This is a genomic window from Roseitalea sp. MMSF_3546 (assembly GCF_030732865.1).
Taxonomy (GTDB): Bacteria; Pseudomonadota; Alphaproteobacteria; order Rhizobiales; family Rhizobiaceae; genus Roseitalea.
This window is the reverse complement of the sequence record NZ_JASHKB010000009.1, coordinates 20,156-44,661: the sequence shown is the minus strand read 5'-3', so window position 1 is coordinate 44,661 and position 24,506 is coordinate 20,156. Positions and strand designations below refer to the sequence as shown.

Sequence of the window (24,506 nt, the reverse complement as noted above, 5' to 3'; positions counted from 1 at the left end):
TCCACCCAACTTGTATCTATAATAATACAGAATATTGTTGCATCACAACCAGGGATGTGCGCCGCATGTCCGATCTTTCCGCCAGGAGCGGTCCCATCTTGTGCGTTACGGTCACCACGGCCGATCTGTCCACCGCCGTGGCCGTCTACAATGCCGGTCTGGGCCTTGTCGTCGTGGCGCGCGGGCGAATCACGCCGGCGCTGGCGCGGCTGTGGGACGCGCCGGCGCTCGACGGGGCGCCCTGGGTGCTGCTCGCGGCGAAGGCAAATGGCGCGCGTGCGACGGGCGGCTTGCGCCTGGTGGAGTTGGCATGCGAGCCGGCAGACGGCGCGCCGCTCGCCTCGCTCGGCTGGGCGGCGGCGGAACTGTCGGTGATCGACACCGATGCGCGCATGGCCGAAGCCTGCGCGGCCGGCTTTTCCGAACTTGGCGCGGCGCGCGCGCTCGGCAGCAATGGGGCGATCCGTGCCGGGCAGATCGCCGGCCCGTCGGGCGAGGCGCTCTATCTGACCGATGTTCGCGCCTATGCGGGCGGGCTCGAGCTGTGCCGGGCGCGCCTGCCGGTCGAGCGTTGCTTCATCGCGGTGCTCGCCAGCGGCGATTTGGAGGCCGACCGCGCCTGGCTCGAGGATCATGCCATTGGCCGGCGCATCTCCGACCGGCCCGTCGACGTGCCGGTGCTCAAGCGGACGATGAACCTGCCCGACGATCACCGCATCCGCATCTCCTCGCTTCAGCTTGCCGGCGAAAGCCTGATCGAGATCGATGCCTATCCGTCCGGCGTGGCCGAACGGGCCGGGCGCCAGGGCTGGCCGCTGGGCGTTGCCATGGTCACGCTTGTCGCGGCGATCGACGGGGGCGAGGCGATCGCCATGCCGCCCTATGAGGGGCGGCGCGTGCGCATGGACCGCCTTCCGGGCGGCGCGCGGCTCGAGCGGGTGGCGGCATGACCGGCGCGGCGGCGATACGCGCGGCGCTGGTGCGGCGCGGCACCGAACTGGCGGTGCTGCTGTTTGCCATTTCCACGGTGCTGTTCTTCCTGTTGCGGCTGTCGGGCGATCCGGCGGCGGTGCTGGCGGGCGATGAGGCCAATCCCGAGACCGTCGCGCTGATCAGCGCGCGCTATGGCCTCGATCAGCCGCTGATCGTCCAGTACTGGCGCTACATGGCCTCGCTCGTCACACTCGATTTCGGCGAGAGCCTGCGGGCCAACCAGGCCGCGCTCGGGCTGGTGCTGGAGCGGCTGGGCAGCACGCTGCTGCTGGCCTGCCTGGCACTGGCGATCACGGCGGCGATCTCGGTGCCGCTTGGCGCTTGGCTCGGCTTCAGGCCCGACGCCAATGCGCGCAAGGCGACCAATGCCGTGGTCTTCGTGCTGCAGGGCGTGCCCGGCTACATTGTCGGCCTTCTGCTCATCCAGCTCTTCGTCGTCGAGTTCCGCCTGCTGCCGTCGATCGGCAATCAGGGACCGTCGAGCTGGATTTTGCCGGCGCTGACGCTGGCCTCGTTCCTGGTGCCCAAAATGGTGCGCGTGGTCGCCGCCAATGTCAGCGAGGCGATGCGCGAGGATTATATCCGCACCGCGCGCGCCACCGGGGCGGGCGAGGGCGAGATCCTGATGAACCACGCCCTGCCCAACGCGCTGCTTGGCGCGACGGCGCTGATCGGCACGCAGTTCGCCTTCCTGATGTCGGGCTCGCTGATCACCGAGGTGATCTTCGCCTGGCCGGGCTTCGGGGCGCTCCTGGTCGATGCGGTCGACCAGCTCGACTTTCCGGTCGTGCAGGCGGCGGTGTTCGTGATCGCGGTGCTGGTGGCGCTGGTCAACGCCCTCACCGACATCCTGTTCAGCCTGCTCGATCCCAGGCTGCGGGAGCAGGGCCGATGAGCGCGCGGCCGGCAACGGGCCTGCTGCCGCGCCTGCGCGTCTGGCCAAGGCGTGCCGCCAGCGACGCCATGCTGATCGCGGGCCTCGCCATGGCCGGTCTGCTGGCCGTGCTGACGCTGCTGTTCGGCCTCAATCCGCCCGAAAGCGCCTATACCGGCAATTTGATGAGCCGCTTCCAGTCGCCCTCGCTGGGCGGCCATGTCTTCGGCACCGACCAGCTCGGCCGCTCGCTTGGCGCGCGGCTGGCCGCCGGCATGCCATGGTCGCTGGGCATCGCGCTGGTCGCCGCCATCATCGCGCTATCCATCGGCACGGTCATGGGCCTGATCGCGGCCTGGCTGCCGGGCTGGCCGCGCCGCGTGATCCGCACCGTGGTCGATACGGTGATCGCGTTTCCCAGCCTCGTCATCGCGGTGACGGTGATCGCCCTTCTGGGACGCGGTTTCTGGCCGCTGGCGGTCACGCTGGGGCTGGCGACCTGGCCGATCGCGGCGCGCGTCGTCTATGCCGAGGCGATGAGCATCGTCAAGCGCGACTATGTGGTGGCGGCGGTGCTGGCGGGTGTCGGCCCGGTCAAGGTGCTGGCCACTCATGTGCTGCCGGCGCTGCGCCCCACGCTGCTGACCATGTTCGCCTTTACCTTCGCCGACATGCTGATCGCCGAGAGCGCGCTGAGCTTTCTGGGACTGGGCGTTCCGCTGTCGGCGCCCAGTTGGGGCAACATGCTGGCCGAAAGCCGCGAGCATCTGGTCGCCGCGCCATGGATGATGCTGGTGCCGGCCGGGGCGATCGTGTTCGCCGTCGTGGCGCTCAACCTGATCGGCGACGGCATCGCCGCAAGTGCCCGCAAGCGCGGGCGGGCGATCGGCTGACCGATGACGAGCATGCGCACACTGCCCCAGTCCAGCCCGACCGACGAGACGCCGCTCGTCGCCCTGCGCAATCTGCGCGTGGGCATGCCGGCGCCCGATGGCGGCGCGCCGGTCATCGTGCTCGACGGCGTCGACCTGACTATCGCGAAAGGCGAGATCGTCGGGCTTGTCGGCGAGAGCGGATCGGGCAAGTCGATGATGGCGCTGTCCATGATCGGGCTGGTGCCGCCGCCGGTCCGGGTCCTGTCCGGGTCGATCAAGCTGGAGGGGCGCGAACTGATCGGCCTGCCGGAGCGGCAATGGCGGTCGACGCGCGGCGGCACGGTCGGCATGGTGTTCCAGGACCCGATGACGGGGCTCAACCCGGTGCGCAGCGTCGGCGCGCTGCTGACCGAGTCGGTGCGCCGTCACCAGCGCGTCGACAACAGGCGCGCCCTCGAAATCGCCGAAAAGGCGCTCTTGGCGGTGGGCGTTCCGGCCGCGCGCGAACGGCTTTCGGCCTATCCGCACCAATTGTCCGGCGGGCTGCGCCAGCGGGTGATGATCGCCCTGGCGCTGGTCAACGATCCCAAGGTGATCATCGCCGACGAGCCGACGACGGCGCTCGACGCGACGATCCAGGCACAGATCCTCGACCTCTTGCGCGACCGGCTGCATGCCGCCGGCGGCCTCATGATCACGCACGATCTCGGCGTCGCCGCCGATATCTGCGACCGGATCGCGGTGATCTATCATGGCCGTATCGTCGAGGAGGGCCCGACCGCCGATGTGCTGCGCCGGCCGCGCCATCCCTACACCGCCGGACTTCTGGCGGCCGTGCCGCATTTCGGCAGTCGGGGAAGCCGGCTCGAACCGATCCCGGGCCAGCCGCCCGGGCCGACGCGCGAGCGCGCGGCGTGTTCCTTCCAGCCGCGCTGCAAGCATGCGCGCCAGGCCTGCGCACTGGCGCCGGCGCTCGTCGCCAGCGGGCCGGAGCGCCGGGTCGCCTGCCACAATCCGATCGAGGAGGCCGCCCGATGAGCGCTCCGCTGCTCGAAGCCCGCGACCTGTCGGTGACATTCGCCACGCGGCGCGGCAATGTCCACGCGCTCGACGGTGTGAGCCTGAGCGTGGCGCGCGGCGAGACCGTCGGCCTGGTCGGCGAAAGCGGTTCGGGCAAGTCGACGCTGGCGATGACGCTGATGTGCGCGACCCGGCCGACCGGCGGCACGATCCACTTCGACGGCCGGGAGATCGGACATCTGCCGCAGCGCGCGCTGCGCGCGGTGCGCCGGCGCCTGCAGATCATCTTCCAGGACCCCTATGCGAGCCTCGACCCGCGCATGAAGGTCAGGCGGATCATCGCCGAACCGCTGGTCGCCCATCGCTTCGGTTCGCGGGCTGAAATCGCCGCGCGCGTGCGTGAACTGCTCGAGGCGGTCGGGCTGCCGCCCGATGCCGCCGACCGCCTGCCCTCGCAGTTCTCGGGCGGGCAGCGCCAGCGCATCGCGATCGCCCGCGCCATCGCGCTGTCACCGGATCTGGTGATCGCCGACGAGCCGGTCTCGGCGCTCGACGTGTCGATCCAGGCGCAGATCATCAACCTGCTGCAGGACATCCAGCAGCGGCTCGGCATGGCCTATCTGGTCATCGCCCACGACCTGCCGCTGGTCCACCAGATCGCCGACCGCATCGTCGTCCTCTATCTGGGCCGCGTGGTCGAGCAGGGGCCGGCCGAACAGATCACGGCACGGCCGCTGCATCCCTATACCGCCGGTCTTCTGGCGGCCACGCCGACGGTCGACGGCACCGGCCGCGAGCGGCTCGTGCTGCGCGGCGATCCGCCCTCGCCGATCAACCGGCCGAGCGGCTGCCCGTTTCATCCGCGTTGCCCGGCGGCGCAGGACCGCTGCCGGACCGAGGCACCCGCGCTGGAGCCGCAGCCGGGCGGCCGTGCCGTCGCCTGCCACTTTCCCGGCTCGGTGGCTCCGCCACTGGCCCATCTGCTCGACGCCTGAACAGGGAGGACACCCCGTGCATCAATCACCCCTAGGCCACACCGCACGCGCCGATCTGGACTTCGTGCTTGCCTGGCGCCGTCGCTGGGCGGACACCCTCTTTCCCGAGCTCGACCGCCAGGTGCGCGAAAATGTCGGCGACGGCCTGCCGGCGGACCGCAAGCAGGCCATGAGCCATGTCCGCGCGCAGCCGGTGCACACCTGGTTCGGCTGGTCCGAACGCGCGTCGCAAAAGGCGCTGTGGCGCGCGGTCAGCGATGCGGTGGCGAACAACCCGCCCATCTTACTGCCCGAAGAGCCGGCCGGCAGCCTGACCCTCGATCCCGATCTCGAGCTGCCGCAATGGTACACCGAATGGGACATCCATGTGCAGCCGGGCGGCGTGTGGCGCGCCGACGAATCGGCCTATGTGTACGAACTGGGCGCCAAACTCGTCATGATGGGCGACAATGACGATTACGCCTTCCATCGCCGGTTCGTGGAAACATGCGCCGGCGACCTCGACAAGCCCACGCGCCTGGTCGACATGGGCTGCGGGTTCGGCAAGTCGACCTGGCCGCTCAAGCAGGCCTATCCCGATGCCGAAGTGATCGGCGTCGACCTCGCCGCGCCGTGCCTGCGGCTGGCCCATGCCAAGACCGAGGCCCTGGGCCTTGCCGTGCATTACCGGCAGGGCGACGTCACCGCCAATACGGGGCTTGAGGCGGGAAAGGCGGATCTGGTCACCGCGACCATGCTGATTCATGAACTGCCGCAGCCGGCGCTCAGGGGGTTTTTCGCCGAGGCGGCGCGGCTGCTCAAGCCAGGCGGGCGCCTGCGGGTGCTCGACTTCCAGTTCACCGGCGATCCGGTCCGCGACACCGCCGTGATGGACCATGGCGCGCGCAACAACGAGCCCTTCATGCCGGGCATGATGGCGTCGGACACCTGCCAGATGGCGCGCGATGCCGGCTTTGCGCAAGCTGGATGGGTCGCGTTCGACGAGCGCGGGACCGGCCGTCTCGACGGCGCCAAATGGCCCAAGCGGGCCGAATGGCATTTCCCCTGGGCCGTTCTGGAAGCGGAGATGGCGCAATGAAACGCGACGAACTGAGCTTTTTGTCCAACCAGACAGATGCGGACACGCTGGGTGCGCTGGTGATGGATCTGGGCGCGCAACTGCATGTCGAGCGCCAGGCGCGACTGGCGCTGCAGGAGGCGCTGGTGCGCCAGGGTGCGGTGTCGGCCGAGGCCATCGACGCGCTTGCCGACGATGCCGATTTCCTGGCCAGGGCGCGCGCCGAACTGGACCGGTCGATGGCGCGGATCATGCGCATCATGGTCGAGGCCGGCGACAAGATGGGGCCGCTGCGCGACGAAGCGCCGGATGCGCAGGGCTGACATGGCGAGGCCGCGAATCGAATTCGTCCAGTCCCAGCATCTGCCCTGGACCGCCGCGCCCGTCGCCGGCGTGCGGCGCGGTGCACAGGCGCGCCTGCTCAGCGCCGATCCCGATACCGGCGCGTGTTCGCTGGTCGTGCGCTATCCGGCTGGTTGGCAGGCGCCGGCCGGCCAGACGCTCGCCTGCGACGAGGAACTGCTCGTGCTCGACGGTTCGCTGGCGGTCGGCGCGCGGGAGCACGGCTATCTGGGCTATGCGCATCTGCCCGCCGGCTATGAGCGCGGCGCGATGGCCGCGCCCGAAGGCGCCATCGTCGTCACCTTCTTTTCGGCGACCCCGGCGCCGGCGGATGGCGCCGCAACGGCCGATCCGGCCCGCACGGTCGAGGCGCTCGACGCCATGAGGATGCCCTATACCGGCAATTTCCATCCCGAGTTTCCGCCCGGTGCCGGACGGCGCATGCTGTTCGAGGATCCGGTCACCAAGGAGCAGACGTGGATCCTGGGCACGCTCGGCCTGCGCTGGGCCGAACGCGCCGAACGCCATCCGGTGGTCGAGGAGATGTTCCTGATCGCCGGCGAAGTGCACGGCAATCTGGGCGTGATGCGGCCGGGCGCCTATTTCTGGCGGCCGCCGCATGTGCCGCACGGACCCTATGGCAGCCTGACCGGCAACATCTATCTGTTCCGCACCAGGGGCGGGCCGCTTTCGACCGAATACGAGGATGCGCCGGAGCCGTTCCACTGGTGGCCCGGACACCGGCCCGTGCTGCCCGAGGATCTGGCCGGGTTCGGCCAGCCGATCGCCGGAGCGACCCTGCCATGGTGACCGGAACCGCGCCGGCGCCCGTCTATCGGCGCTTCATCGACCTGCCGGCCGGGCAGACGCATTATCGCGAGGCCGGGCGCGAGCGGACCGGCTGCCTGCCGCTGGTCCTGCTGCACCAGGCCTCGGGCAGTTCGCGCACCATGGTCCCGCTGATGCGGCGCATTGGCGGCGAGCGGCCGGTGATCGCGCCGGACCTGCCGGGCAATGGCGACAGCGCGCCGCCGGAGACGGACAGCCCGGCCATGGCCGACTATGCCCGCTCGGTCGCCCGGATGCTCGATGCGGCCGGGCTCGATGAGGTCGCGGTCTACGGTTTTCATGCCGGCGCCTGTGTTGCCGCCGAACTCGCCGTCCTGCGGCCAGGACAGGTCAAGGCGGTGATCCTGGACAGCATGGGCCTTTACGATCCGGCCGAAGCGGCGGCCTTTGCCGACCGCTACGTGCCGGTGATCGACAAGCACAAGCACGGCCTGCACCTGATCGAGGCGTGGAACTTTGTCCGCGACACCTATCTCTTCTGGCCGTGGTTCCGGACCGACGCCGACCATGCGCGCGGGGTCGGCCTGCCACCGCTCGAGGAGATGCACGACAAGGTGGTCGAGGTGATCAAGTCGATGCAGCATTTCGGCGCCTATTACCGGGCGGCGTTCATGCACGACAAGGCGGCGGTGCTGCCGCAGATCGGTTGCCCGACCCTTGTAACGGCGGGCCGGGACAACAGCCAGGCGGGCCACGTGCCGACGATCGCCGCGATGATCGCGGGGGCCGAAAGCCTGATCACGGCCGGGGTCTACACGCCCCAAACCGCCGAGGCGACCGCGGGCGAATATGCCCGCTGGCTGTCGCGCCTGGACGGATAGGTCGGACAAGGGGCCGGCGCCGGGCGGCGCCGGTCGCCGTGTCAGCCGCCGGCGCCGTAGCGGCGCAGACTGACCGGCCGGGTGGGGATCGTGACCGTCTTCTGCTCGGTGTAGAAGGCTTCGCAGGCCTCGCCGCCGTCGCGACCGACGCCCGATTCCTTCATGCCGCCAAAGGGCGCGCGCAATTCGCGCATCAGCGGCGTGTTGACCCAGACGATGCCGGCACGCAGCGCCTCGGTCATGCGCATCACCGTGGGCAGATGATCGGACCACACATAGGAGACAAGGCCGAAGGCGCTGTCATTGGCGATGGCGATGGCCTCGTCGATCGTGTCGAAGGCAAGGAAGGTGGCGAAGGGGCCGAAGATCTCCTCCTGCGAGACGCGGTCCTTGTTGGACCTTGCCAGCACCGCCGTCGGCTCGATGAAGAAGCCCTCGCCCAGATCCTCGCGGCGATGGCCGCCGGTCAGAAGGCGCCCGCCATCGGCCCGGGCGATATCGGCATAGCCGAGCACGCGTTGCATATGCGGTTCGGAGGCAAGCGGGCCGATCTCGGTGGTGTCGGCCATCGGATCGCCGACCACAATGCGCGCGGCGCGTTCGTGGAAGCGTTCGACGAAGTCGTCGAAGATCGTGCGCTCGACCAGAATGCGGGAACCGGCCAGGCATTGCTGGCCGTTGTTGGAGAAAATGCCGACCAGCGCGCCGTCCAGCGCGCGCTCGATGTCGGCCGAGGCGAAGACGACATTGGCGGACTTGCCGCCCAGTTCCAGTGTGCAGGGCGTCAGATTGGCGCCGGCGGCCGCCATGATCTGCTTGCCGGTCCCGGTGCCGCCGGTGAAGCTGACCAGATCGACGCGCGGATCGGAGACGAGCGCCGCGCCGGTGACCGGGCCGCGGCCATTGACCAGGTTGAGCACGCCCTCGGGCAGGTGCGGCAGCAGCAATTCGACCAGACGGGCCAGCGCCAGCGGGGTCTGCTCGGAGGGTTTGAGCACGCAGGTGTTGCCGAAGGCGATGGAAGCGGCGATCTTCATCGAGGCGAGCGCGGTCGGCGCGTTCCATGGCGCGACCAGCGCGGCGACGCCGACGGGCTCGCGCACCACGGTGGTCACGAAGCCGTCCGCCTGGTCGTAGCGGTCGCCCTTGGCTTGCAGGATGTAGTCGGCGAAGAAGCCGAAATTGTTGGCCGCACGGACGAGATGGCGCTCGCGCAGCTCGCGGAACACAAGGCCTGTGTTCAGGCATTCGAGCCGGGCCAGTTCGTCGGCATGGTCGAGCACGGTCTGGCGGCAGGCGCGCAGCACTTCGGCGCGCCTTTCGATGCCGGTGCGGGGCCATTCGCCCCTGTCGAAGGCGGCACGGGCGGAGGCCACGGCGGCGCCGACGGCGTCGGCGCCGTCCTCGATCAGCGTTGCGACCTGTGCGCCGGTAGCCGGATAGACGACCGGGATCTCCGCGCCGCCGCCGGCGCTCGCCGCGTCGCCCACGCGGCCGGTGACCGTTCGGGGCGGCTCGATTGGCAGCTCAAAGGCCTGGTTCATGGCATGGTTTCTCCCGTGGTGAGTGTGTCAGGCCGCCAACGCCGCGGCGCGCCGCAGGCCGGCGATCATCGATGATCCGAGCAGGAAGGTGCGCGCCCGGTCCGGGTGCGCGGCGATCGCCTTGAGCTCGGCCAGATGGGCGGCGCGCCGGGCCGGATCGGTGGTGTTCATCCGGGCGCGGTTGGCGTCGGCCCGGGCGAGGATCTCGTCGGCCGCGATCGGCCGGCGCTGACGCTCATAGGCGGCAAGCAGCGGTTCGGCGCGCGCCCCGTTCGCGACCGCGACCAGCTTGTCGGCCAGGTTCATGGCGTCGTGGATGCCGCCATTCATGCCCATGCCGCCCTTGGGGCTGTTCAGATGCGCCGCATCGCCGGCGAGCACCATGCGCCCGGCGACATAGCGGTCGACGATGCGCCGATGCACGCGATAGATGCGCTTTTCGACGATCTCGACCGGCGGCGCATCGGGAAGAAGCTCGGCCGTGCGCGCCCGCAGCGCGCTGTCCTCGAGCGCGGCCTGCGGCGTTTCGCCGGCGCGCGGATGCAGCGAGATGCGCCAGACATCGGGCAGGCGCAGCAGCGAGTAGGTGCCGCGGGGCTCCCAGATGTAGTTGACCCCGCAAAGGCCCGGCAGATGATCCTCGAAGGGCAGGTGCGTGGTGGCGAGGATGGTGTGCTCGGGATAGGTCTGCCCCTCAAGGCTGACGCCCATGGCCTTGCGCACGACGCTGCGCGCGCCGTCGCAGCCGACAAGCCAGGAGCCGCGCACCGTGTCCTCGCCGATCCGCGCCGAAACGCCCTCGTGATCCTGGCCGACCTCGTCGACATGGGCCGAAAAGCGTACCGTGCCGGCAGGCAGGCGCGCCAGCAGGGCGCGCGACAGCACTGCCTGCCTGCACTGCAGGCGATAGGGATGGCCGGTGTCGCCGGCGATGGCGGCAAGGTCGAACACCACCCTGTCGCCGGTCTCGTGGTGGCGGATCTGCCATTGCGGCGTGATGCGGCCGGCCGCGACCAGTTCGGCGGTGATGCCCGCCGCATCGAACATGTCGAGGGTGGGCGGATGGAAGGTGGAGGCGCGAAGCTGGTCGGAGATGGCCGGCTCGGCTTCCAGAACCATGACGGGCAGCTGCGCGCATGCCAGCCGCCAGGCGAGCGTCAGGCCCACCGGGCCGGCCCCGACGATCAGGACAGGATGCATGCGTTCGGGCCCGGCACTGACATGTTGATTGACATAATGGTATATTCTTATACCGTTTCGGGCGCGTCGTGAAACCCTTTTTGCCAACCCCGAGGTTGTCTTCCCATGCCCGAATCCGCTCTTGTCCGGGACGCGTCCACCACGGCGCTGCTCATCGTCGATCTGCAGAACGATTTCCTGCACCCTGACGGAGCCTATGCGCGCGGTGGACAGACCAGCGATGCAATCGCGGCGCTGCCCGCGCGCGTTGCGCCCGTGGCCGACGCGTTGCGGAACAAGGGCGGCTGGGTCGTCTCGACGCAGTTCACCCTGGTGCCCGGCAAGAATGACGAACCGCTGATCTCGCCGCATCTGAAGGCGCTGCGGCCATTCCTGGGCAGGGGCGATTTTGCGCCCGGAGCATGGGGTCACCGGCTGGTCGACAGGTTGCAGCCGGCCGATCTGGTCGTCGAGAAGGTGGCCTATTCGGCGTTCTACATGACCCGGCTGGAATGGGTTCTGCGCAAGGTCGGCATCGACACGCTGCTGGTCGCCGGCATCGTGACCAATGGCGGGGTCGCCTCGACCGTGCGCGATGCGCATGTCCGCGATCTGCGCGTGGGCGTGCTCGAAGACGGCTGCGGCGCGTTTTCGCGGCAAGCGCACGAGACGGCCATAACCGACATGGGCTCGATCGCCACGGTCCTGCGGTGCGAGGAGGCCGCCGAGGCGGTCCTTGGCGCCTGAGGAGGCGGCGCGATGGCGCGGCTCGACTATGGCCGGGCGGGGCTGATCGGCATGCTGACGCCGCAGGCCAACACCACCGTCGAGCCCGAACTGTGGGCGCTGATGCCGCCGGGGTGGTCGATGATCAATGCCAGGCTGACCTCGAACCGGCCGACCATCGAGGAGCGCCTGGTCGACTATACCGAAAAGTTCGCCGCGGTGGCCGGCGAGTTCGCCAACGCGCCGATCACGGCGCTCGGCGTGGGCTGCACGGGCCCTTCCTATCTGATCGGCGCGCAGCGCGAGGCGGAGCTGATCGGCGAACTGGCGCAACGCCACAACGTGCCGGTCCACACGGCCGCCTCGGCGACAATCGCCGCCCTGCGGGCGCTCGGCGCGCGCCGTATCGGCCTCGTTTCGCCCTATCCGGGTGCGCTCGATACGGCCTGCGGCGCCTATTGGCGGAGCGTCGGCTTCACCGTGGCCGCAAGGGTCGGGCCGGACCTTGCCCGCGGCGAGTTCCACCCGATCTATGCGCTGGAAGGCGATGCCACGCTGGCGGCGGCGCGGCGTCTTTCGGCCGGCGACTGCGATGCGATCGTCATGCTCGGCACCGGCATGGCAACGCTTGGCCCGCTGCTCGCGCTGGCCGAGCAGGGCGGGCCACCGGCGATCTCCTGCAATCTCGCGCTGATCTGGGCACTGGCCGGAAGCGGCGCCGGGCAGGAGCCGGATCGCGACAGCCTGCGGCGCTGGATCGGCGGCGAGAGCTGGCGGGCGCGCTACCGCATGCTGTTCGCGCCCGAGGGGACGCAGAGCGAGCCATGACGCGGACGGCAAGCGGCCCGGCCCGCGCCGGCATCGATCCGGACGATCCGACACCGCTCTATCACCAGCTGTTCCTGCTCTACCGCCAGAAGATCCTGACCGGCGAACTGGCCGGCGGCGCCCGCCTGCCCAGCGAAGAGGCGTTGTCGAGCCTGCACAATGTCTCGCGGATCACGGCCAAGCGCGCGATGAACGAACTGGCCGGGGCGCGGCTCGTCGTGCGCAATCGCGGCCGGGGGACGGTGGTCGCCGACACGGTTCCCAGCCGGGCCATGCAGGCCGATTTCGCCGGGCTCGTCGATACGCTGGTCGAGATCGACGCGACGACGCGCCTGGAGGTGCTGTCGTTCGACTATGTCGCCGCGCCACCGGAGATCGCCGATGCGCTCGAACTGCCTGCCGACGCGCCCGTCCAGCGTGTCGAACGCCGACGCATGCATGCCGGCGTGCCGTTCTCTTCCATGCTGACCTACCTGCCCGAGGATATCGGCCGGACCTTCGACCGAGGGGCGCTGGAGTCGCGGCCGATCCTGGCGTTCATCGAGGCCGCCGGGCACCGGATCGGCGCCGCCGCGCAGTCGGTGACGGCGGTGCTGGCCGATCGGCATCTTTCGTCGGTCCTCGATGTCGCGGTCGGCTCGCCGCTGTTGCGGGTGCGCCGGGTGGTGCGCGATACGCGGCGCCGGCCCGTGCAGCACATCGTCGTGCACTACCGGCCCGATGCCTACCAGCTCGACATGACGCTCGAACGGGTCGATGGCGGCGAAGCCGGGCAGATCGTCTGGTCGACCACCAACAGCGGCGTTTGAGCGGCGAGCGGTCATCCCAGCCAGACATCGAGAAACAGCATGATGACGAGCCCGATCGCCAGGCCGAGCGTGGCCCTGTTCTGATGCCCGCTGCGGTGGGTCTCGGGAATGATCTCGTGGCTGATCACGTAGAGCATGGCGCCGGCGGCGAAGGCGAGGCCCCAGGGCAGAAGCGGCTGCGACAGCGTCACGACCCCCGCTCCGAGCAGTCCCCCGACCGGCTCGACCAGACCGGTCAGGGCGGCGATCGCAAAGGCGCGCCATCGGCCATAGCCCTCGCCCAGGAGCGCGACGGCGACGGCAAGCCCTTCGGGCGCGTTCTGCAGCCCAATGCCGATGGCGAGCGGCAGGCCGCTGTCGAGCCCTTCGGCCCCGAAGCCCACTCCGACCGCGAGACCTTCGGGAAAGTTGTGGATCGCGATGGCGACGATGAACAGCCATACGCGTCTGAGCGCGGCCGCCTCGGGTCCTTCGCGGCCCGAGGCGAAATGCTCGTGCGGCAGGCGCTCGTTCAGCAACGCGACCGCGCCCATGCCAAGCAAAATGGCCAGACACACCACCGCGGCCGGGGCGGCCGCGCTGTCGAAGCGCGCATCGGCTGCATCGAGCGCTGGAATGATCAGCGAAAAGAACGAGGCGGCAAGCATCACGCCGGCGGCGAAGCCGAGCGAGAGGTCACGCATCGCGCGCGAGGGGATGCGTCCAAACAGCACCGGAAGCGCGCCGGCCGCCGTCATCGGCCCGGCGGCGAGGCTGCCAAGAAAACCCAGTGCGATCGGCGAAAGCGGGTCCAAGCGAACGGCCCCCTGGCTTGATCAACGGATAGGCCACCCGCGCGGATCGGGCGCTGCGGCAGAACGAGCGATCCGGGCCCGCACCGCCGGGGGCCGGAGGTCACGTCAGGAACCGGTCGAAACGGACCTCGTCGAAGCTCTGTCTTGCGCGTCGGGCCAGCACGCGCGCCGCCGCCTCGTCGCTGGCATAGCCGCGCTTGCCCGTGCGTGTGTGGCGCCAGCCCCGGCCCGGCGCGATTTCACGGGCGGAGAGAAGGTCGAACGCCATCGTCGCAAGGGCATCGCGCCCATCCGCAAGGCAGCCGCGGTCGCTTGCCCGGATCAGACCTTCGAGCAGGGTCGCCGTCCGGTCGGTGGCCGGCCGGGCGATGAGCGGCGGTGCGGGGCGGGCGGCGCGGGCGCGGGCCAGATGCTCGGTTGCGAGCGCGATGTCCCGCCGGATCGTCACCAGGTCCGTGCCTTCGGTCCGTGCGATATCCTCGGCGCTGCGAGCGGCATGAATCACATGCGGCACGGGCGCCTGCGTCATGTGGAAATGCATGGCCGCGGTCTTGGACGCTTGCGGTGGCACGATCTTCGTGAACTCCCGCGGCGTGAAGGTGTAGTGATCGCTGTCGGCACCGATCGCCTGTGCATCGGGATCGGCGAGTAGCTGCGCGAAGACGAATGCCGCCGTCCGATCCGCGCATTCTGCAAGGTCGGGCTCGTCCAGGATCGATGCCGCCCGGGCGAGCAGGGCGGCCATGGCGGCGTTTTCGGCGAGCGGCTTTTCGAAGAACGGCACGATCCAGCCCGGATCGCGGCTGCCGCGGTGGAAGCCGCCGCCGATCCGGTCGTGAACGCCACCATCGATGATCGCGCCGAGCGTTGCGCGAAGGCGGTCGCGTTCGGCGGCATCGGTCTCGGCGCGGTCGGCAAGGGCTTCAAGGCCGGCCGGATCGATCAGTGCCGGCTGGCGCGCGGGTGCGTGGTCCGGCGATGCCGCGCCGGGCTCGCCCGCCTCCGGCAGGTCGCCAGCCAGGGCCGCCGCGCTTGCGAGCAGGATCGAGGCGAGCGAGGGCGCATGGTGGCCGTCGCCCTCAAAGAGCAGGGAGGTGAACGCGATGAGGGCCGTGCGATCGGGGCGCAGGGTCAGCAGCGTGGGCGGACCGGGATAGCCGCAAAGGGTGGCCGCCTCGGCCTGGTAGCGGTCTGCAAGGTCGGGCCGGTCGAGCGGGTCGACCTGCACCGGCACGCAGCTTTCGCGCATGGCACGGCGCAGCCGGGCATCGCGGTCGACAATCAGCGCCAGGCGCTGACCGGCGGTGGTCCAGCCCGGGTCGAACGACACCAGGACCGGCAGGCCGCGCCGTTCGGCCTCGGCCAGCCCCCCCGTGAAGTCACGCCAGGCGACCGCATCGGCCGCCGGGCGGGCGTCCATGGTTGCGGTCGCCATCAGCTGAAGTCCGACGCGTCGTCGAGGTTCACCTTGCCGTTGCGGATCGCATCCGACATCCAGTAGCTGAGCATCCAGATGGTTTCGGTCGGATTGTGTCCGGACATGGTCGGCGCCACCGCTCCGCCGCCGACGAACAGGTTGGGCATGGTCCAGACCTGGCAATAGCGGTTGGTCGCCGAATTCGCCGGATCGTCACCCATGCGGGCGCCGCCAAGATCGTGGGTCATGGTCGGACGCGCCGTCGCTTCGGCTCTGCCCCAGATGCGCGATGCGCCGGCGGCCTCGAGGATCTCGACGCCGCGATCGTGGATGAAGCGGCCCATGCGCTCTTCATTGCTGTGGACGCGATTGGTCACCCGTGCCGCCGGCACGCCGAAGCGGTCGGTGTAGTTCGGGTCCAGGTCGATGTAGTTGTCCTCATAGGGCAGGGGCTCCATCAGGAGCTGCAGCGAGATGTAGCGGTTCAGGTTCTCGGTGAAGTAGTCCTTGTACTCGGCACCCCAGCCGCGAATGTCGTCGGGATGGTCGCCAAAGGTCTGCAAGGGGAAGCGCTGGCTGGGCGAGCCGATGAACGCGCCGCGGATGAAGAAGGCATCCTCGGCCAGTTCGAGCTTGCGCTCGGCGATGTTCTCGCCATTGAAGTCGTCCACGCCCTGGCGCTGCACGGCCGGTCCGTTCCAGCCATTGAGGTAGCGGTCATCGAAGGTCGCGCTGACCTTGATGGACGGCCGGTTGATGAAATACTTGCCGATTTGGCCGTTCGCATCGATGCCCGAATGCAGCATCAGGCGCACGTTCTGGAACGTATAGGCGCCCAGGATGAAGATGTCGCCGGGCTGCTCGTGGACATCGCCCTGCTCGTCGACATAGGTCACCGAGGTGACGCGGCCGTTCTCGTGGTTGAGCCGGATGACATGGGCTTCGGTCCGGATCTCGAAATTGTCGAGTTCCTCGGCGGCCGGCAGCAGCGAGACCAGGCTCGAGGACTTCGACGCGTTCCAGCAGCCATGGCTGGTGCAGAACGCGCAGTAGGTGCATCCGGGCCGGGTGATGCCCAGATCGGACGTCCAGGTCTCGGTGGTGATCGCGGTGGGCACGTGGAACGGGCGAAGCCCCAGTTCGAGCGCGCCCTGGCGGAAGGTCAGGTCGGTCGCGTTGTCGCGCAGCGGCCGGAACGGATAGTCGCGCTTGCGCGGCGCCTCGTAGGGGTTGCCCTCCTCGGGATTGACCGGGCGGATCTCGCCATCGATGTTGCCCGGCCAGCCGCCAATGCCGATCTGCCATTCGGCCTTCTCGTAGAAGGGCTCGACCTCGTCATAGGAGATCGGCCAGTCCTGGATGGCGGCGCGATCCTCCTGCAGATAGTCGAGCCTGCCGGTATCGCCGTACAGTTCCTCGATGCGGCTCTTGACGCGAAAGTCGTCCTCGTAATAGCGCCAGGACTGGCCCGACCAGTGCACCGAGGCACCGCCGACCGTCGACGCCATGATGTAGCTGGCGGGGAGGGCGTCCTCGTCCTCGGACTTGCGATAGGTCATCGGCGCACGCTCGGGGCCGGGCAGCATCTCGCCGCGTGTGCGCCAGCGCAGCGTGTCGAACGAGCCGCGCTGGAAATCCTGTTCGGTCGTGCGGCGCTTGCCCGACTCCAGCACGATCACGCTGCGCCCATCCTGGGCGAGTTCCAGCGAGACCGGACCGGCCGCGGCTCCGTAGCCGATGACGACGACGTCTTTTCTGGGTTGTACGGCCATGGTTCTCCTCCGGATATTCTGTGTCGTCCTGTCCGTTGGCCGGGCAGGCGGCGTTCAAAGGTCGGTGATGCTCTGCATGGGCAGATCGAGCGGCTCGAAGCTCTGCTGGGACTGCTCGGAGATCGCGTAGAACGGGCCGGGGTAGCCGACGGCCCGCCAGGCGGCCATGTCCTTGTTGCCGCCATAGATCGGATCGGCGAACAGGCCCTCCATCGTGTGCTGGTGGATGGTGGAGAAGAACTCCGAGCCCTCGCCCTCGTCGAACTCGTCGAGTTCGTCGTTTTCCATGCTCTCGAGCAAGGCGGTCTGCTGATCGGGCTCGAGCGCCGCAAACACGGTGCCGTGCATGCGCCTTGCGGCCGCATCGAGGTTGCGCAGGCCCTTGTGATAGTCGAGCTGCTTGTGCTGGTAGGCGCCGATGAGGGCGTTGTCGATATAGCGCGGAACGCCGATCTCGACCGCGCCGGGGGTGTCGGATTCGGGCCAGATGCGTTCGACGATGGCTTCGATGGTCCGGCCGTCGGTCACGTTGAAGACCGCGTAGCCCTGCTGCTCCTGTGCCAGCAGATCGAGGGCGCTGGCATGATAGGCGATGGCCGCCGCCGTGCCGCCCACGCCGATGCGCAGCACGCCGCGCCGGCTCAGCTGTGTCCAGGGTGGACGTTGAGAGGTCGGGGGTTGCTGGGTGGTCATGTCTGGCTCCCTTCTCGTGCCGCGCACGGGCGGTCCGTGGCGGCAGGTTGCGTCGGGGTCGGCCGGCAAGGCGCGATCCCGACTGTCGAGCCGCGAACCGCGAGTCGCCGCCGTCCGCGGCCATGGCGCCGGCGGGTCAGCCGGCCAGGGCGCCGAACCTCCTGCGAGCGAACGGCCGCCGGGGCCGGGCGAGCCGGATCACGGTCGTCGCTTCGCTGCTTGTCGGAAACAATCGGATCATGGCGCGGCATCCTCCCGCATTGCGCCCTGTGAAGGCGCAATGCGCGCGCAACGATCCGGTTCCGGCGCGGGCGGACTTTTTCGCCCGTGCCGGCGCCCGCCGCCGCCAGTCAGAAGAATCGCGCGGCGCCGGGCGAAAAAGTGCGTCGACCCGGTTGATTGTGACAGGCAAAACCAATACCTGCGCGGCTCCGGCACGAGCCGGGACATCTGCTGGTTGGGGAGAGCGCCATGACCAACGACGCCCTCTTCCAATTGGGGATGGACTTTGCGGACCAAAGCACCACCCAAACGGAAGATACGAACGTGCCTTTTGCCGCCGCAATGGCGTTGCCGAAGGACCACTTCATCGAACGCAACGGCACCAAGTGCGCCGGGGCGCATCTGATCATCGACCTCTTCGAGGCCGAACGGCTCGACGACATCGCGCATATCGAAAGGGCGATGGTCGAATGCGTCGAGGCCGCCGGGGCGACGCTCCTGCACATCCATCTGCACCGCTTCGAGCCGTTGGGCTGCGACGTGGCGGGCGTTTCGGGCGTGGCGGTGCTGGCCGAAAGCCACATCTCGATCCATTCGTGGCCCGAGAACGGCTATGCGGCGCTCGACGTGTTCATGTGCGGCGATGCCCGGCCGGAAAAGTGCGTCGAGGTGCTGCGCCGGGCGTTCAGTCCCGCGCGCATCGCGGTGTCGGAACTGCTGCGCGGCAAGGGCGTGTGAGCCGATGGCCGATGACAAGACACGGGCCTTTGGCGCGGCGGGCTGGTTCGCCGAGAACCTCTATCCAAGCGTGCGCTTCGCCTTCAAGGCGGAGCGAGTGCTGCATCACGAGGATACCGGCCATTTCGAACTGGCGCTGATCGAGAACGCGGCGTTCGGCAAGGTGCTGATGCTCGACGGCATCACGCAGGTGACCACGGGCGACGAGTTCATCTATCACGAGATGATGAGCCATGTGCCGATCCTGGCGCACGGCGCGGCCAGGCGCGTGCTCATCATCGGCGGCGGCGATTGCGGCATGGCCGAGGAAGTGCTCAAGCACAAGTCGGTCGAGCGGCTGACGCAGGTCGAGATCGACGCGTCGGTGGTCGAGTTCTCGCGCACCCATTTCGGCGACTTCAACGCGCCGGTCTTCGACGATAACCGGTTCGACCTGGTGATCGCCGACGGGGCCGACTATGTGGCGACGACCGAGGACCGGTTCGACGTGGCGATCGTCGATTCGACCGATCCGGTCGGGCCGGGCGCGGTGCTGTTCACGGCGGAATTCTATGCCGGTCTGCACCGGGTGCTGACCCCGGGCGGCGTCGCCGTCACCCAGAACGGCGTGCCCTTCTTCCAGAAGGACGAACTGGTCGGCTCGATGCGCGATCTGGGCCGCTCGTTCGCGCTGTCGACGGCCTATGTGGCGGCGATCCCGACCTATGTGGGCGGGCACATGGCGATGGGGTTCGCCACCGACGATGCGGCCAAGGCCGACGTGCCGCTCGAAACGCTTGCGGCGCGTTTCGCCCAGGCGGGCCTTTCGACGCGCTACTACACGCCGGCGGTGCACCGCGCCGCCTTCGCCCTGCCGCGCTTCATCGAAGAGGCGGTGGAAGAGGGGCGCGGGCAGATCTGACCGGCCGCTCCGCCCACCATGCGGGGCGGCGCCGGCCGGCTCTGGCGGGCGCCGCCGGTCGTGTCAGCTTCCCAGGTTTTCCTGCAGGAAGCCCTGCAGGGCGTTCCACGAGCCGCGGTCGGCGCGGGCATCGTAGTCCTGTGAGTCCCAGACCGTGAAGGCGTGGCGTGCGCCGCCGAAAACCCGTGCGGCGTGCTCGACGCCGTTGGACTGCAACTGGTCGATCAGCGTGGCGAGGTCCGACATGCCCGAAACCGGATCGGCCGAACCGTGCAGGAGCAGCACCGGCGCCTGGGTCGCCGCGTAGTCCTGACCCTCGGGCGTGCCGAGCCCGCCATGAAAGCTGACATAGCCCTCGACGTCGGCGCCGGCCCGCGCCATTTCAAGGACGGCCGCGCCGCCGAAGCAGTAGCCGATCACCACCACATCGTCGGTGCTGCCTTCGACATCGGAGATCGCGTCGAGAGATCCGAGCAGGCGCTCGCGGAACAGGTCGCGGTCCTGATAGAGCGCACCCGACAACTGCCTGTATTCGTCGACCGACTGCGGATCGGTGTCCCTTCCGTAAACGTCGATGGCGACGGCCGTGTAGCCAAGCGCGGCGAGCATGTCGGCGCGGCGTTCTTCATAAGCCGTCATGCCGTCCCAGTCATGGACGATCATCACGGTGCCGCGTGTCTGTTCGAGATTGGTGTTGCGCGCGGCGTAGCCTTCGAACACGGTGTCGCCGACCGTGTACTCGAACGTTTCGCCGACGATTTCGGCGGATGCGCCGGTCGCGACGAGCGAGGCGGCAAAGGCAATGCAGGTTACGGAATGTTTCATCGGGCAATCCTCTTAGGGCTGTGACCGCCTCGTCAGCTAGCGCCAGCCGTGCGACCTTCAAGAAGCGGTCGGACGCAATGTGATCGCGCCGAGCGCCGGCCCTTGAGGCCGGTCCCGTGATGCCGGCCTCGCTGCGCCGGCAGCGCTATGCGCCGCCGGGCACCTCGACGCGCAGTTCGGCGAGGAAGTCGAAGCGGTCGCCCCGATAGGCCGAGCGCGTCATCTCGATGGGCTGGCCGTTGGCGAGATAGCTCAGCCGCTCGATCTGCTGGATCGGGCTGCCCGGATCGATCTCCAGAAGCTCGGCCTCGCGGGCGCTGGCGGTCGCCGCCTGCAGGCGCTGAAGCGCGCGATGGGGGGCAAAGCCGTTCTCGTGCAGCGCCTTGTAGAGCGACGCGCCAATCTGCTCGGGCCGGACCGCCTCGAGCGGCACGACGGCTCGCTCGAGCGCCAGCGGCTCGCCATTGGCCATGCGGATGCGGGTCAGCCGGACCACGCGATCGGTCGGCGACAGGGCGAGCTTGAGGGACTCCTCGGGGCTGGGCAGCGAGACGGTCTTTTCGATGACGCGCGAGGAGGCCGTCGCGCCGCGCCGCTTCATGTCGTCGGTGAAGCCGACCAGCAGCGACAGGGGCTGGTCGATCTGCGCGGTGACATAGCTGCGCGCGCCGCGCCGGCGCGCCATCAGCCCTTCCTCGCACAGCGTGTCGATGGCGCCGCGCACGGTGACCCGCGAAAGGCCGGTGGCAGCGGCGAGATCGCGCTCGGAGGGCAGGGCCTCGGAATCCTTCAAGGCGCCGGTTTCGATCAGCGCGCGGATCGCGCCGGCCAGTTGCAAATAGAGCGGGTTGGCCGAAACGCCCGGCGCGGGCAGGCCGGCGACGATCTGCTCGATGATGGTCAGCGGGGCCGGCCGGCCGGCGGCGGGATCGTCGGGTCGCGGCGGCTCCAGGCTCATTGCTCCTGTCCCCTCAGCCGCGGGTCGAGCGTGTCGCGCAGCGCATCGCCCAGAAGATTGAAGCCGAAGGACAGAAACAGGATCGCAAAGCCGGAGAACACCGCCGGCCACGGGCTGAGCAGCAGGAAGTTGCGGCCCTCGGCAAGCATCTGACCAAGCGAGGGAATGGGCGGCTGGGCGCCCAGGCCGAGGAAGGACAGCGAGGCCTCGACCAGGATCGCTGCCGACAGCAGCAGGCTCGCCTGCACCAGGATCACCGAGGCGAGATTGGGCAGCAGATGCGAAAAGACGATGCGCACGTCGGACGCGCCGATGGCGCGCGCGCCCATCACGTATTCGCTTTCGCAGATGACGAGCGAGGGGCCGCGCAGCAGACGGGCGAAGATCGGCACGTAGACGATGCCGATGGCAATCGCCGCGCTGAAGGCGTTGGGTCCGAGCACGGCGATGATGCCGATGGCGAGCAGCATGATGGGAAAGGCGAACAGAACGTCCATCAGCCGCATGACGATGCGGTCGAACCAGCCGCGATAGAAGGCCGCCAGCATGCCGAGCGAGCCGCCGACGAGCAGCGCCAGCAGCACGGCCGTGCCGGAGGTCAGCAGCGATGTGCGATAGCCGAACAGGATGCGCGCGAAGACGTCGCGGCCGAGCTGGTCGGTGCCCAGAAGGTTGTCGGCCGACGGGCCCTGCATGCGCGAGGCCATGATCTGGGCGAACGGGTCGCCGGCGATCAGCGGCGCGAAAACGGCCAGGCCGATCTGCACGATCACGAAGATCACGGCGAAGAAAAGCAGCTTGTCGCGGGTCAGGGTGGCGATCATTTCTGGGTGATGCGCGGATCGATGAAGGCGTAAAGGATGTCGACGACGAAATTGACCATGACGAAGGCGGTCGTCATGACCAGGATCGTTGCCTGAACGAGCGGATAGTTGCGCTCGGAAATGGCGCCCAGGACAAGCTGGCCGAGACCGGGAATGGCGAAGACCTGCTCGATGACGATGGCGCCGCCGAGCAGATAGCCGGTCGCCACGCCGACCGAGGTGATGAAGGGGATCAGCGCATTGCGCAGCGCGTGGCGGTAGACGATGCGGCGGCGGCCGGCGCCCTTGGAGCGCGCGGTGCGGATGTAATCCTGGCCGAGCGCGTCGAGCATGGCCGAACGGACCAGGCGCGACAGGTTGGCGAGCATGGGCAGCGCCAGCACGATGACCGGCAGCGCCATGCGCTGCAGGTTTTCGAGCGGATCCTCGAAGAAGGGCACATAGCCCAGCGAGGAAAAGCCGGGCAGCCAGCGCGACAGCAGGAAGATCGCCACGATGCCCAGCCAGAAGGAAGGGATCGTCAGCCCGGCAATGGCGCCGATGCGCACGAGCACGTCGGCTGTCTTGCCGCGCGCCTCGGCCATGAAGCAGCCGATGGGCACGGCGAGAACGGCGCCCACCAGAACCGACATGAAGGTCAGTTGCAGGGTCGGCCAGAGATTGGCTCCGATCTCGGCGGCGACGGGCCGGCCGGTCCACAGCGAGGTGCCCAGGTCGCCGGTGACCACGCCGGATATCCAGTCGATGTACTGGGTGACGAGCGGCCTATCGAGGCCGATGCGCGATTCGAGCTCGGCGATGCGCTCGGGCGTGATCTCGGTATTGGCGCCCAGCATGATCGCCACCGCATCGCCCGGGATCAGCCGGATCATCGCGAACACGATGATCGACACGCCGAACAGGACGATCGCCAGATCGAGCAGCCGGCCGGCACGGATCACTCGCTCAGCGAGACCTGCTTGAGGCTGGTCAGGCGGCGATTGGGGTTGATCTCGAACCCCTCGACGCTGTCGTGGACGGCCGTGGCCAGCGTGCCATAGGCGATATGGGCGATCGGACCCTCGCAGGCGAGCTTGTTCTGGATCGCGTCATAGGCGGCCTTGCGCGCGGCGGCATCGGTCGTGGTGCGGCCCTCGTCGAGCAGGCGGTTGATCTCGGCGTCGTCATACTTGAACACGTTGGTCGAGCCGCCGCCGTAGAAGGTGCGGTAGAAATAGCCGTCCGGGTCGGGATTGCCGCCATTGGCCGAGGCGAACAGGTCGAAGTTCGAATTGCGCCAGTCCTGAACGAACTGGCCGATCTCCTGGTTGAGAAGCTCGATCTCGAAGCCGGCCTCGGCGGCCTGCTGCTGGACGACCTGGGCGATGTCCTTGACATCCTGGCGCGGCAGAACGTTCATGGACAGTTCGATCGGCAGCTCGATGCCGGCCTCCTCGAGCATGGCGCGCGCCGCTTCGGGGTCGCTGGCATAGCAATCGAAGCTGTCGGTATCGACGGCCCAGTTGACGAGCGCCGGGCTCAGCGGGCCGGCCGGCACGCCGGCGCCGAACAGCGCGCCCTGGATGATCTCGCCGCGGTCGAGCGCCATGTTGAAGGCACGGCGCACCACGGCCTGGTCGAAGGGCGCGCGCTCGGCGTTCATGCCCACGAGCGTGTAGGACAATTCGCGCGTTTCATGCACGGTCACGCTGGGCGCGGCCTGCAGTTGCAGCGCCGTCGCCGGGTCGACGCCGGGCAGGATCTCGAACTGGCCGCTGGACAGCCCGACCTGGCGCGTGGCCGCCTCCGGCACGATGTTGAAGCGCACCTCGTCGACCTTGGGCAGGCCTTCCTGGCGGTAGTCGTCGAAGCCGACCAGGCTGACATAGCCGTTGGGCTTCCACTCGTTGAACCTGAACGGGCCGGTGCCGACAGGGGTCTGCTGCAGCGACTCGACGTCGCTCTCCATCTCGGCGGGCACGATGGCGATGCCGGCGAGCGAGGTCAGGATCGGAGCGAAGGGGGCGTCCAGCGTCAGCGAGATCGTCGTGTCGTCGACGACCGTGATGTCGGTAATGGGCGAAATGCGGCTTGCCAGCGGCGAGGCGACCTCTTCGCTGAGCACCCGGCGCAGCGAGGCGGCGACATCCTCGGCGGTCATGGCCGAGCCGTCATGGAATGTCACGCCCTCCTCGAGCTCGAAGGTGTAGTTCAGGCCGTCGTCGGAGACCTCCCAGGAGCTGGCCAGCGCCGGCTGGACCGAGAGATCCTCGGCGATCATGGTCAGGCCCTCATAGACCGTGTCGCCGACGATGACGACGGAGTTGAAGGCGGTGATCAGATGCGGGTCGAGACCCGCCGGCGAGGAGTCGACGGCAATGTCGAGGGTGGCGGCCTGCGCGCCCGCCACGATGCAGGTCGACAGCGCGAGCGCGGCGCCCAGTGTCTTCAGATGCATAGCTTACTCTCCC

Annotated in this window: 25 protein-coding genes; 14 read left to right on the top strand and 11 right to left on the bottom strand. The window is 68.8% G+C overall.

Annotation, left to right across the window (positions count from 1 at the left end; all coding sequences use genetic code 11):
- Window positions 1-65 precede the first annotated feature (65 nt).
- The 9 genes from RBB34_RS09240 to RBB34_RS09200 are packed head-to-tail and all read left to right on the top strand — an operon-like array spanning window position 66 to window position 7,826.
- A complete protein-coding gene (locus RBB34_RS09240; protein ID WP_306118926.1) occupies window positions 66-950 on the top strand; it encodes a hypothetical protein in 885 nt (294 codons plus the stop codon).
- Window positions 947-1,888, top strand: a complete 942-nt coding sequence (locus RBB34_RS09235) for an ABC transporter permease (RefSeq protein WP_306118925.1) — start codon at window positions 947-949, stop codon at window positions 1,886-1,888. Before RBB34_RS09240 ends, RBB34_RS09235 begins: the two co-directional genes overlap by 4 nt.
- Window positions 1,885-2,760: an ABC transporter permease gene (locus RBB34_RS09230; protein ID WP_306118924.1), complete on the top strand. Its 876-nt coding sequence runs from the start codon at window positions 1,885-1,887 to the stop codon at window positions 2,758-2,760. Before RBB34_RS09235 ends, RBB34_RS09230 begins: the two co-directional genes overlap by 4 nt.
- A 12-nt stretch (window positions 2,761-2,772) precedes the next feature.
- Window positions 2,773-3,780 carry an ABC transporter ATP-binding protein gene (locus RBB34_RS09225; protein WP_306118923.1) on the top strand — a complete coding sequence of 336 codons (1,008 nt, stop codon included), beginning with the start codon at window positions 2,773-2,775 and terminating at the stop codon, window positions 3,778-3,780.
- Window positions 3,777-4,757: an oligopeptide/dipeptide ABC transporter ATP-binding protein gene (locus RBB34_RS09220; RefSeq protein WP_306118922.1), complete on the top strand. Its 981-nt coding sequence runs from the start codon at window positions 3,777-3,779 to the stop codon at window positions 4,755-4,757. The genes RBB34_RS09225 and RBB34_RS09220 overlap by 4 nt, the downstream gene beginning before the upstream one ends.
- Before the next feature lie 16 nt (window positions 4,758-4,773).
- Complete coding sequence (locus tag RBB34_RS09215; protein ID WP_306118921.1) at window positions 4,774-5,835, top strand: class I SAM-dependent methyltransferase; 1,062 nt, start codon at window positions 4,774-4,776, stop codon at window positions 5,833-5,835.
- The gene (locus tag RBB34_RS09210) at window positions 5,832-6,137 is read left to right on the top strand and encodes a hypothetical protein (RefSeq protein ID WP_306118920.1); all 306 of its coding nucleotides are present in this window, start codon (window positions 5,832-5,834) and stop codon (window positions 6,135-6,137) included. Before RBB34_RS09215 ends, RBB34_RS09210 begins: the two co-directional genes overlap by 4 nt.
- A gap of 1 nt (window position 6,138) precedes the next feature.
- A complete protein-coding gene (locus tag RBB34_RS09205) occupies window positions 6,139-6,966 on the top strand; it encodes a DUF4437 domain-containing protein (protein ID WP_306118919.1) in 828 nt (275 codons plus the stop codon).
- Window positions 6,960-7,826, top strand: a complete 867-nt coding sequence (locus RBB34_RS09200; RefSeq protein ID WP_306118918.1) for an alpha/beta hydrolase — start codon at window positions 6,960-6,962, stop codon at window positions 7,824-7,826. The genes RBB34_RS09205 and RBB34_RS09200 overlap by 7 nt, the downstream gene beginning before the upstream one ends.
- Before the next feature lie 41 nt (window positions 7,827-7,867).
- Here the strand turns inward: RBB34_RS09200 and RBB34_RS09195 are convergent, their stop codons facing one another.
- A complete protein-coding gene (locus RBB34_RS09195) occupies window positions 7,868-9,370 on the bottom strand; it encodes an aldehyde dehydrogenase (protein ID WP_306118917.1) in 1,503 nt (500 codons plus the stop codon).
- A 27-nt stretch (window positions 9,371-9,397) separates the two neighbouring features.
- Window positions 9,398-10,570 (bottom strand): FAD-dependent monooxygenase, encoded by a 1,173-nt coding sequence (locus RBB34_RS09190; RefSeq protein WP_306118916.1) that lies wholly within the window; start codon window positions 10,568-10,570, stop codon window positions 9,398-9,400.
- A gap of 105 nt (window positions 10,571-10,675) precedes the next feature.
- Between RBB34_RS09190 and RBB34_RS09185 the strand changes: the two genes are divergently transcribed.
- The 3 genes from RBB34_RS09185 to RBB34_RS09175 are packed head-to-tail and all read left to right on the top strand — an operon-like array spanning window position 10,676 to window position 12,912.
- Window positions 10,676-11,296 carry a cysteine hydrolase gene (locus RBB34_RS09185; RefSeq protein ID WP_306118915.1) on the top strand — a complete coding sequence of 207 codons (621 nt, stop codon included), beginning with the start codon at window positions 10,676-10,678 and terminating at the stop codon, window positions 11,294-11,296.
- 12 nt (window positions 11,297-11,308) lie between these two features.
- On the top strand, window positions 11,309-12,103 hold the full coding sequence (locus tag RBB34_RS09180; protein ID WP_306118914.1) for a hypothetical protein: 795 nt from the start codon (window positions 11,309-11,311) through the stop codon (window positions 12,101-12,103).
- Entirely contained in the window at window positions 12,100-12,912 is an 813-nt protein-coding gene (locus tag RBB34_RS09175) for a GntR family transcriptional regulator (RefSeq protein ID WP_306118913.1), read from the top strand. The genes RBB34_RS09180 and RBB34_RS09175 overlap by 4 nt, the downstream gene beginning before the upstream one ends.
- Before the next feature lie 11 nt (window positions 12,913-12,923).
- Here the strand turns inward: RBB34_RS09175 and RBB34_RS09170 are convergent, their stop codons facing one another.
- The 4 genes from RBB34_RS09170 to RBB34_RS09155 all read right to left on the bottom strand — a co-directional run bounded on the left by RBB34_RS09170 (window position 12,924) and on the right by RBB34_RS09155 (window position 17,588).
- Entirely contained in the window at window positions 12,924-13,706 is a 783-nt protein-coding gene (locus RBB34_RS09170; RefSeq protein WP_306118912.1) for a ZIP family metal transporter, read from the bottom strand.
- Between the two features lie 100 nt (window positions 13,707-13,806).
- Window positions 13,807-15,141, bottom strand: coding sequence for a DUF255 domain-containing protein (locus RBB34_RS09165; RefSeq protein ID WP_306118911.1), 1,335 nt, complete (start codon window positions 15,139-15,141; stop codon window positions 13,807-13,809).
- Window positions 15,141-16,895 (bottom strand): GMC family oxidoreductase, encoded by a 1,755-nt coding sequence (locus tag RBB34_RS09160; RefSeq protein WP_306118910.1) that lies wholly within the window; start codon window positions 16,893-16,895, stop codon window positions 15,141-15,143. Before RBB34_RS09160 ends, RBB34_RS09165 begins: the two co-directional genes overlap by 1 nt.
- 54 nt (window positions 16,896-16,949) lie before the next feature.
- Window positions 16,950-17,588: a gluconate 2-dehydrogenase subunit 3 family protein gene (locus RBB34_RS09155; RefSeq protein WP_306118909.1), complete on the bottom strand. Its 639-nt coding sequence runs from the start codon at window positions 17,586-17,588 to the stop codon at window positions 16,950-16,952.
- Window positions 17,589-18,152: 564 nt separating this feature from the next.
- Here RBB34_RS09155 and speD point away from each other — a divergent pair.
- Window positions 18,153-18,548, top strand: a complete 396-nt coding sequence (gene speD / locus RBB34_RS09150; protein WP_346432534.1) for an adenosylmethionine decarboxylase — start codon at window positions 18,153-18,155, stop codon at window positions 18,546-18,548.
- 4 nt (window positions 18,549-18,552) lie between these two features.
- Window positions 18,553-19,449 (top strand): polyamine aminopropyltransferase, encoded by an 897-nt coding sequence (speE, locus tag RBB34_RS09145; protein ID WP_306118907.1) that lies wholly within the window; start codon window positions 18,553-18,555, stop codon window positions 19,447-19,449.
- Between the two features lie 63 nt (window positions 19,450-19,512).
- Here the strand turns inward: speE and RBB34_RS09140 are convergent, their stop codons facing one another.
- From RBB34_RS09140 to RBB34_RS09120, 5 genes are all read right to left on the bottom strand, one after another.
- Window positions 19,513-20,274, bottom strand: coding sequence for a dienelactone hydrolase family protein (locus RBB34_RS09140; RefSeq protein ID WP_306118906.1), 762 nt, complete (start codon window positions 20,272-20,274; stop codon window positions 19,513-19,515).
- A gap of 145 nt (window positions 20,275-20,419) precedes the next feature.
- The gene (locus RBB34_RS09135) at window positions 20,420-21,232 is read right to left on the bottom strand and encodes a GntR family transcriptional regulator (RefSeq protein WP_306118905.1); all 813 of its coding nucleotides are present in this window, start codon (window positions 21,230-21,232) and stop codon (window positions 20,420-20,422) included.
- Complete coding sequence (locus tag RBB34_RS09130) at window positions 21,229-22,056, bottom strand: ABC transporter permease (RefSeq protein ID WP_306118904.1); 828 nt, start codon at window positions 22,054-22,056, stop codon at window positions 21,229-21,231. Before RBB34_RS09130 ends, RBB34_RS09135 begins: the two co-directional genes overlap by 4 nt.
- On the bottom strand, window positions 22,053-22,997 hold the full coding sequence (locus RBB34_RS09125) for an ABC transporter permease (protein WP_306118903.1): 945 nt from the start codon (window positions 22,995-22,997) through the stop codon (window positions 22,053-22,055). Before RBB34_RS09125 ends, RBB34_RS09130 begins: the two co-directional genes overlap by 4 nt.
- Window positions 22,994-24,493, bottom strand: a complete 1,500-nt coding sequence (locus tag RBB34_RS09120; RefSeq protein WP_306118902.1) for an ABC transporter substrate-binding protein — start codon at window positions 24,491-24,493, stop codon at window positions 22,994-22,996. The genes RBB34_RS09125 and RBB34_RS09120 overlap by 4 nt, the downstream gene beginning before the upstream one ends.
- Window positions 24,494-24,506: the final 13 nt, after the last annotated feature.

What these genes read in the sequence shown, in the direction of transcription:
- RBB34_RS09160 (WP_306118910.1), bottom strand. Translation starts at nt 16,895, where the DNA reads ATGGCCGTACAACCCAGAAAAGACGTCGTCGTCATCGGCTACGGAGCC.
- RBB34_RS09205 (WP_306118919.1), top strand. Translation starts at nt 6,139, where the DNA reads ATGGCGAGGCCGCGAATCGAATTCGTCCAGTCCCAGCATCTGCCCTGG.
- RBB34_RS09230 (WP_306118924.1), top strand. Translation starts at nt 1,885, where the DNA reads ATGAGCGCGCGGCCGGCAACGGGCCTGCTGCCGCGCCTGCGCGTCTGG.
- RBB34_RS09120 (WP_306118902.1), bottom strand. Translation starts at nt 24,493, where the DNA reads ATGCATCTGAAGACACTGGGCGCCGCGCTCGCGCTGTCGACCTGCATC.
- RBB34_RS09165 (WP_306118911.1), bottom strand. Translation starts at nt 15,141, where the DNA reads ATGGCGACCGCAACCATGGACGCCCGCCCGGCGGCCGATGCGGTCGCC.
- RBB34_RS09140 (WP_306118906.1), bottom strand. Translation starts at nt 20,274, where the DNA reads ATGAAACATTCCGTAACCTGCATTGCCTTTGCCGCCTCGCTCGTCGCG.
- RBB34_RS09220 (WP_306118922.1), top strand. Translation starts at nt 3,777, where the DNA reads ATGAGCGCTCCGCTGCTCGAAGCCCGCGACCTGTCGGTGACATTCGCC.
- RBB34_RS09225 (WP_306118923.1), top strand. Translation starts at nt 2,773, where the DNA reads ATGCGCACACTGCCCCAGTCCAGCCCGACCGACGAGACGCCGCTCGTC.
- RBB34_RS09200 (WP_306118918.1), top strand. Translation starts at nt 6,960, where the DNA reads ATGGTGACCGGAACCGCGCCGGCGCCCGTCTATCGGCGCTTCATCGAC.
- RBB34_RS09135 (WP_306118905.1), bottom strand. Translation starts at nt 21,232, where the DNA reads ATGAGCCTGGAGCCGCCGCGACCCGACGATCCCGCCGCCGGCCGGCCG.
- RBB34_RS09180 (WP_306118914.1), top strand. Translation starts at nt 11,309, where the DNA reads ATGGCGCGGCTCGACTATGGCCGGGCGGGGCTGATCGGCATGCTGACG.
- speE (WP_306118907.1), top strand. Translation starts at nt 18,553, where the DNA reads ATGGCCGATGACAAGACACGGGCCTTTGGCGCGGCGGGCTGGTTCGCC.
- RBB34_RS09195 (WP_306118917.1), bottom strand. Translation starts at nt 9,370, where the DNA reads ATGAACCAGGCCTTTGAGCTGCCAATCGAGCCGCCCCGAACGGTCACC.
- speD (WP_346432534.1), top strand. Translation starts at nt 18,153, where the DNA reads ATGGCGTTGCCGAAGGACCACTTCATCGAACGCAACGGCACCAAGTGC.
- RBB34_RS09175 (WP_306118913.1), top strand. Translation starts at nt 12,100, where the DNA reads ATGACGCGGACGGCAAGCGGCCCGGCCCGCGCCGGCATCGATCCGGAC.
- RBB34_RS09240 (WP_306118926.1), top strand. Translation starts at nt 66, where the DNA reads ATGTCCGATCTTTCCGCCAGGAGCGGTCCCATCTTGTGCGTTACGGTC.
- RBB34_RS09210 (WP_306118920.1), top strand. Translation starts at nt 5,832, where the DNA reads ATGAAACGCGACGAACTGAGCTTTTTGTCCAACCAGACAGATGCGGAC.
- RBB34_RS09235 (WP_306118925.1), top strand. Translation starts at nt 947, where the DNA reads ATGACCGGCGCGGCGGCGATACGCGCGGCGCTGGTGCGGCGCGGCACC.
- RBB34_RS09155 (WP_306118909.1), bottom strand. Translation starts at nt 17,588, where the DNA reads ATGACCACCCAGCAACCCCCGACCTCTCAACGTCCACCCTGGACACAG.
- RBB34_RS09130 (WP_306118904.1), bottom strand. Translation starts at nt 22,056, where the DNA reads ATGATCGCCACCCTGACCCGCGACAAGCTGCTTTTCTTCGCCGTGATC.
- RBB34_RS09190 (WP_306118916.1), bottom strand. Translation starts at nt 10,570, where the DNA reads ATGCATCCTGTCCTGATCGTCGGGGCCGGCCCGGTGGGCCTGACGCTC.
- RBB34_RS09185 (WP_306118915.1), top strand. Translation starts at nt 10,676, where the DNA reads ATGCCCGAATCCGCTCTTGTCCGGGACGCGTCCACCACGGCGCTGCTC.